Origin of the sequence: Streptomyces sp. (assembly GCF_019510245.1) — a bacterium.
In the GTDB taxonomy this organism is placed as follows: Bacteria; Actinomycetota; Actinomycetes; order Streptomycetales; family Streptomycetaceae; genus Streptomyces.
In genome coordinates, this window is the sequence record NZ_JAEKKT010000334.1 from 1 (window position 1) to 7,310 (window position 7,310).

The 7,310-nt window shown below is 72.1% G+C and carries 6 protein-coding genes and 1 pseudogene; all 7 read right to left on the reverse strand.

Annotated elements, in window-relative coordinates; all coding sequences use genetic code 11:
* The coding region (locus tag JF597_RS50460; protein WP_294013068.1) for a penicillin acylase family protein at positions 1–890 on the reverse strand (890 nt) is incomplete at its 3' end.
* 35 nt (positions 891–925) lie between these two features.
* Positions 926–1,258 (reverse strand): hypothetical protein, encoded by a 333-nt coding sequence (locus JF597_RS50465; RefSeq protein ID WP_294013071.1) that lies wholly within the window; start codon positions 1,256–1,258, stop codon positions 926–928.
* An 88-nt stretch (positions 1,259–1,346) separates the two neighbouring features.
* Positions 1,347–4,520 carry a S8 family serine peptidase gene (locus tag JF597_RS50470; protein WP_294013074.1) on the reverse strand — a complete coding sequence of 1,058 codons (3,174 nt, stop codon included), beginning with the start codon at positions 4,518–4,520 and terminating at the stop codon, positions 1,347–1,349.
* A gap of 152 nt (positions 4,521–4,672) precedes the next feature.
* Positions 4,673–4,903 carry a hypothetical protein gene (locus JF597_RS50475; RefSeq protein ID WP_294013077.1) on the reverse strand — a complete coding sequence of 77 codons (231 nt, stop codon included), beginning with the start codon at positions 4,901–4,903 and terminating at the stop codon, positions 4,673–4,675.
* Between the two features lie 58 nt (positions 4,904–4,961).
* On the reverse strand, positions 4,962–5,729 hold the full coding sequence (locus JF597_RS50480; protein ID WP_294013080.1) for an SDR family NAD(P)-dependent oxidoreductase: 768 nt from the start codon (positions 5,727–5,729) through the stop codon (positions 4,962–4,964).
* 21 nt (positions 5,730–5,750) lie between these two features.
* Positions 5,751–6,053, reverse strand: coding sequence for a hypothetical protein (locus tag JF597_RS50485; RefSeq protein ID WP_294013083.1), 303 nt, complete (start codon positions 6,051–6,053; stop codon positions 5,751–5,753).
* Positions 6,054–6,130: 77 nt separating this feature from the next.
* Positions 6,131–7,310, reverse strand: a pseudogene (locus JF597_RS50490) (hypothetical protein); the annotation flags it as partial.

Below are 7,310 nucleotides of genomic sequence, written 5' to 3' on the forward strand. Positions count from 1 at the left end.
GTGGAGACGGTGTGCGACCAGGCCTGGTGGGCGGTGTGCCCGATGAGGATGATCGGGACGCCGAGCAGCGAACCGCCCGCGACATCGAGCTTGCCCGGGATCGTCAGGTGCGACTGGAAGAACCGCTCGCTGCCGATCCACGGGAAGTGCGGGTTGCCGAGCAGCAGGCCGTGGCCGTTCTTCGTCATCTGCGGCCCGAGGGCGACCGCGTTGGAGCCGATGGCCAGGCCCTTGAACTCGTTCTGCAGGCCCTCGGCGAGCTTCGCCGTGTCCAGCGTCGGGACCGGTGCTGACGGGGTCGGGGGCTGGGCGCCGCCGATGCCGTCGATCGCGACGCCGCCGGAGGCGAGCAGGGCCAGCTGGTAGAAGCGGTGGTAGGCGTCGAGCTCGGTGATCGGCGTGACCCACGGCTTGCCGGCGCAGGTGGGGTCGGTGATCTTGTTGGTCTTGAGCCACCGGTTGTAGCCGGCGACGTAGCCGGTCACGGCCTGCCGGATCTCCGGCTTCGGGGCGTTCGGGCCCTTCTGCGCGAGCAGCTTCTCGACGGTCTTCGCGTCGTTGATTTGCTGGAAGAAGAAGTCGCTGTTGAGGTTGTTGACGCTCGCGCCGTTGCCGCGGAAGACGTAGCCGTTGTCGGGGCCGAAGAACTTCGACCGCTGCGCCCGCACCGTGGTGTACGTGTCGGCCATCGTGCAGAGGACCGACGAGGCGAGCGCGTATCCATATCCATATCCGAGGCTGCCGTAGTCGCGTGCCGTGATGTGCGGGATGCCGTACTCGGTGTACCGGATGGTCACGTCGTACTGCTTGTGGGGCGTGGCGGCCTGCACGACGGGGGCGAGACCGGCGACGAGGGCCAGGGCGGCGAGCAGGGCGGTGCGGCGCTTCATGGGACGTGTTTCGACGCCGTTGCCCCGGGTCCTGCCTAGCGCCAGCTGGTGTCGAGGCAGCCGTCGAACTCGGCCAGCGGGTTCGTCAGCCGCTGCGACGTCACCGGGTCGACGAGCTGGGCCGGCTGGGTGGCGGCCGCACCGGTGGCGGTCCAGCAGCCGTCCGCCTTCAGCTGGACCTCGAACGCCTGCGCCGACGCCGTACCGCTGTCGAGGAACTGGACCGAGCAGAGCCAGTCCTCCCCCGGCCCGTCGTGCGTAGAGCCGGTGCGGCTGCAGCTCGCCAACGTGTGCAGGTCAGCCGCCGACAGCGTCCGGCCGAGCAGCTGCTGTTGGGTGACGTAGAGCCCGCTGAAGACGTGCTGCACGTCGCTCGACAGCTTCGGCGGGGTGAGCGCCGTGCTGCAGGCCGCGAGCAGCGGCAGCAGGACGAGCAGGCGCCTCAGCGTCTCGCTCCTAGCCGAGGACCTGGTAGCTCACGACCAGCCGGGTGTACTTGATGTCCCAGTCGGCGTGGCTGCTCGAGTTGTCCTCGACGCCCATGCCGACCCGCACGATCCCGCCGGCGCCGATGTGGTCCAGGCCGGGCCGCGTCATGGTCGTCCAGGCCGAGCTCCGGTTGGTGACCCTGTGCGCCTTGAACTCGTCGAACTCACCGGTGATCGGGTAGAGCGCGACGCCGTCCAGCACGCTCGTGTAGTGGGTGAGGCCGTAGCTGTCGAAGCGCATCCCGGTGTACTTGATCGCGGCCGGGAGCCGGAACCAGTAGTAGGCGGCGGCGACCTGCGGGCCGTCGGTCGAAGAGTTGCAGGCGTTCACGAGCCGGAGGCCGTAGGTGTACGTCGAGTACGCGGGGTAGGCGCAGTCGGCGGAGCCGCCCTTGGCGTAGGTCGCGTTGCCGTTCCGCACGAGGTAGGCCGTCTTCGTGACCAGCCTTCTCCACGAGAGGGTGAGCGGGTAGCTGCTGCTGACCCGCCGGTTGGAGGCGAGGTCGGTCATCGTGAACGAGAACCGGTAGCCGCCGGCCGGCAGGAGCCTTCTGCTGTTGCTCAGGCCGTTCCAGTTGAACCGGTAGGCCTTCGTGCCGGTGCCGGTGGTCAGGTTCGCCGTCTTGACCGTCGCGCCCCTGCTGTTGGTGATCCGCAGCGACAGCGTCCCGCGCTCGTTGGTCGTGGCGCCCAGCGCGACGGTGTCCTTGTAGCCGTCGACGATGGGGTAGAAGCCGGCGTTGGACCCGACGATGGTGCCGAGCCCCGGCCGCGCGGTGTCGACCAGGACGCCGCGGGTGACGAGACCCCTGACCGGCTTCCCGCTGATGGTGGCGCTGGTCGCGACCTGCACGGTGTAGGTCAGGCCGTTGCTCGCGACGGTGCCGTGGTTGCTGCGGCCGTTCCAGGTGAAGCCGTGGTCGCCCTTGCCGAGCGTGCCGAACCCGTGCGGTCCGCTGAACACCGTCCCGGTCGGCGTGAGGACGCTCCAGGAGCCGGACTCCACGTCCGGCAGCCGCAGCGTCACGTTGCTCACGTCGCGGAGCCGGTCGCCGTTCGGGCTGATCGGCGTGGTCAGCGCCACGAGCTGCGGGTGCAGCGACTTGGAGGTGAAGCTCACCGACGCGGAGACCGGACCGCCGCAGAGCGATCCGCCCCCGCTGCAGCCCTGCGCGGTGACCGTGTGACCGCCGTCGGCGAGGAGCGACAGGTTGACGACAGCGGAGTACGGCGCGGTGCCGTCGAAGCCGCGCTTCACGCCATCGATGAGGAAGGCCACACCGCCGCCCGGTGCCGTGGCGGTGAAGGTGGTGGCGGCACCGACCACGGACCCGGCGGTCGGGGCTGTCACCGCGGGCGCAGCGTTGTTGACGGTGACCGAGATGCTGCTCGCATCGCCGCACGCGCCGGTCAGGCTGCAGCCGGCGACGGACAGCGTGTGGCCGGTGTTGGCCCAGCCGAAGGAGGGCCAGGTGGTGGCGGCGGTGCCGCTGGAGGTCGGGACGACCGCCCCGATCGGGTTGCCGTCGACGGCGAAGCGGACGGCGGGAGCGGTCGTGCTGGTCGCGAGGCCGACCACGCCGCTCACCTCGGCAGCGTTCGCCGGGGCGCTCAGGGTCGGCACCGCGTTGGACACCGTGACGGCAACGGCGCTGGCCGCGGAGCAGCCGTTCACGTTGCAGTCAGCGGCCTCGACCTCGTGCGCGCCGTTCGGGACGCTCCACGACGACCAGGTCGTGCTGGCCGTGCCGCCGCTCACGGCGACCCGGCCGCCGACGGCCTTGTGGTCGACGCTGAACTGCACGAGCCCGGCGCTCGACGTGGCCGTCAGGGTCGCGGTGTCGGACAGCACCTGCGCCACGGTCGGCGAGGTCAGGGTCGGCGTCGTACCGGGGGGCAGCTTCGCGAACGCGCCGGCGAAGTCCACCAGGCCGGCACCGAGCTGCGCGCCGCTGATCGCATGGGCGGAGCTGATGACGGCCTGCTTGAGCTGTGCCGGGGTCGCGCCGGGAGCCTTCGCGGCCAGCAGGCCGAGCTCACCGGCGACCAGCGGCGAGGAGAACGACGTACCGTCGCCGAAGTCGTAGCCGCCGGTGCCCGGGAAGAACTCCGAGCCCGCGAGCGGCGTGGTGGAGAAGATGTCGTAGCCCGGCGCCGCGACCGTGACCCACGAGCCGTAGTTGCTGAAGCCGGTGCGCAGGCCGGTGGCCGCGTTGGTCGCGCCCACGGCGATGACGCCGCTGAGACCGGCGGGGTAGTCCCTGGCCGAGGTGCCCTCGTTGCCGGCAGCGGCGACGACGAGGACCCCGGCGGCCTGAGCAGCCGCGATGGCGTTCGCCTCCGTCGGGTCGTAGTCAGGACTACCGAGGCTCAGGTTGATGATGTCGGCGCCGTTCGAGACGGCCCAGTCGATGCCGGCGACCTCGTCGTCGACGCTGATGTCGCCGGCGGAGTCGGCGACCTTGACCGCCATCAGCGACGAGTCGTAACCGGCGCCCGCGACGCCCGCGCTGTTGTTGCTGGCAGCGGCGGCGACGCCGGCCACGAAGGTGCCGTGACCCAGCTGGTCCGTCACGTTCGCTGAGCCGTCGTTGGCGTTGTACCGGTCGCCCAGCGCGATCTTGCCGGCCAGGTCGGGGTGCGTGACGTCGACGCCGCTGTCCACGATCGCGATCTTGACGCTCGGCGAGCCGTGGCCGAGGTCCCAGGCCGCGGGCGCCTTGACGTTGTTGTAGTAGGCCGCCTGTTGCGCGTAGCCAGGGTCGTTCGGCGTGCTCTGCAGCTTCCGGGTGGCGACGGGCGTGACGGAGGCTCCGGAGGCCTGCAGCTGAGCCGCCACCTCACCGACCTGCGCCTGCGGGACGGAGATCGAGAAGGCGCCGAGCCTGTCGAACCGGTGCCGGACCTTGGCCCCCTTGCCCGTCGCCTTCCTCGCCAGCGCAGGGATGCCCTTCGCGGGTGCGTGAACCATGAGCACCGACTTGCCGCTCGTGTGCTGCGCCGCCAGGGCCCGCGCCATCGCCCGTGCCTGGGCGTTGCCGACGGCGTCCGACGACGGCGACGCGCCGGCCGGTGCGGCCGTGCCGGTCACCGCGACGGCCGTCAGGGCAGCGGTGACGGCGACGCGGAAGAGTGCAGGCACTAGGTGATCCCCACGACAGGGCGCTCCCGAGCGTGAGCGCGTGGCTTCAGACTGTAGAAGCATCGGACGGTTCGGTCGCTGCCTTCACATGCCCGGTGCAAGGGATATCTCGGGCGAGAGGCTCCTCTCACCCCGAAGCCAGACGAACTGCCTCAGTAGTCGAACTCGCTGGCGAGGCTCGACAGCAGCGCCAGCGCCTCCACCTGGAACTCCGGGTCCCGCTCCACGTACGGCTCGGCCGGCTCGTCGTCACGGGCGTGCCGCGGCGCGGGCAGCGCCACCGCCGGGCGGTGCACCTGGTCCAGCGGCACGTAGGCCCGGCCGCACAGCGGGCAGTGCCGACCTGCACCCGAGGGGTGCCCTACCGGGCAGCCGGTCTTCACGACCGCAAGATCGACCGGTAACCACGACGACCGCTTCATCCCTTCGGGTGAACCGGGGTCAGCCGCGGAAGCGAGCCTCGTACTCCGCCCGTCGCTGCGCGTCGCCGCTGCGGAGCTGGTCGGGCACCAGCCGCCGGTACGCCAGGTCCCGACCGCGCTGCGGCAGCACCGCGAGCAGCCGCGCCAGCACCGACACCCGCGCCGGGACGAAGGTCTCGAACCGCGGTCGCGCGATGACGTCCGCCACCGCCCGCGCCACGTCTATGGGCTGCAGCAGCGGGACGCCGCCCGCCGAGGTCCCGGCCGCCAGCTCGGTCTCGACCACCGTCGGCATCACCAGGCACAGCTGCACGCCGCTGCCGCGCAGCTCCTGCCGCACCGCCTTCATCCAGCCGTGCACGGCGTGCTTGGTGGCCGCGTAGGTCGCCTCGCCGGCCGGCGCGACGTACGACGCTGCGGACGCCACCGTGACGACCGTCTTCGTCCCGCGCGCGACCGCCAGCCTCGTGCCGCGCACCACCCCGTGGAAGTTCACGTCGAACTGCGCCCGGGCCGTCGCCTCGGGCTCCTCGTCGTACCGCCCGACCCACATCACGCCGGCGTTGTTCACGAGCACGTCGACGTGGTCGACCAGCGCCCACCAGGCGTCGTACGACGTGTCGCTGGTGACGTCCAGGACGCCGCCGACGCTGCCGAGGGTGCCGGCGAGGTCCACCACCGACGGGTCCAGGTCGCCGAGCAGCAGCCGGTGGCCGCGCGAGGCGAGCTCGCGCGCGATGGCCTCGCCGATGCCGCGTGCCGCCCCGGTGATCGCGATGGTGCTCACGACCGGCAGCCTGTCACAGCCCTAGCTGAACAGGTTCAGCGCCATCACGCTCTCGCCCAGCGCGAACGCGCTGACGAACATCGCCGCCGCCCCGACCGACAGCAGCCGGGGGGCCACCTCGAGGGGCACGACCGGGCGCCGGGACTCCGGGTACGGGTCGAGCGCCTCCTCGGGGGCGCGCGCTGCCGGGATGACGGTCTCCGTCGGCAGCGCGGTCTCGACTGCCACCTCCGCCTCCGCTGCCCTGGCCGCGCGCCTGCGGGCTCGCCACTCGGCGAGGACCTCCTCCTTCGTGGGGGGCAGGACGACCTGCTCCTCACTCACGTACTTCCGACCGCAGAGCGGGCAGGACCTCATGCCCTCTGCCGAGGGGTGGCCGACCGGGCACACGCGCGACATGCCTAGGTTGTCGACCGCTGACCACCCTGTTCTCTTGACCCGTACGAGTGAAGATCACCGACCGGGACCAGCGCCCCGCCCGGGAACCACCCGTTCGCGGCCGCGTGGTCGTGCCCGAGGTCGCGCGGGAAGACGCTCGCCGGCGCCGTCGCCCACACCCGCGGCGTGGACATCGCGCCGCCCCACGCGCGGTATCCCGCCGCCGTCGGCACCTCCCCCTCCGGCAGCGCCGCGGCGTACCGCAGCGCGTCGGCGCCCGTCGGGTCGAACGGCAGCACCACCAGCGGCGCCATTGTTGCGTACGCCGTCAGCAACGGCCCCGCCATCAGCCACGGCGCGAGGTACACGCCGCCCTCCGGCACCCGTCGCCCCATGCGGCCGAGGGTCGCCGCTGCCGACTCCCACGTCCCTGTCAGGACGAGCGCCTGCGGGCTGGTCGTGCCGGCACCCAGGAGCGCTGTCGCTGCCCGGCTCCGCGGGCTGTGATCTCCCTGGAGTCTGACGCGCGTCAACCCTCTGCCGCGCAACCAGCCGGTCAGGGCCTGCAGGGATGCGCCGTCCTCGGGCTCGAGCACCTGGTCGGGGCAGCGGTCCAGCGACGGCCGCACGAGCAGGGCGGTGGCGCACTCAGGTCCGTCGGGCTGCAGTCCCCGGCGGTGGCCGGTGTCGACGAGCAGGGTGCCACGCGCCAGGCGCAGCGTGGAGCGACCAGCCGGCAGCTCGAGCCGCTGCCACTGCCCGTCGCCGTGCAGGTAGTTGGTCCCCGGCCGCTGCGGCACCAGGGTGCCCGCAGCTGTGAGGATCGGCCGCCCGGCAGGTGGTGCGGAGGGCAGGGCGGTGAGAGCTGCACCGATCCCGGCCGCAGCGACCAGCGCGATCAGCTCCAGGGAGCGCAGTCGTCCACCCCCGTACGCGCCCAGGCTCGTGGCCAGCACGAGCAGGACGGCCTTCACGAGGACCAGCCGGTCGAAGGCGATCCCGTCGACCCGGACCCGGTCGGCCAGTGCCTGCGCGATGCCGGACACCGCGACCGCGACCGCCGACGTGACCGCCAGCGGCGCGACCCGGGTCAGGACATCACGACGCCGCTCGGCTCGCGCCGCGACCACGCGCAGTACGCACCCCAGCCACACCGACGCCGCCGCGACGTGCACCACGACCGAGACCCGGAACCATCCGGAG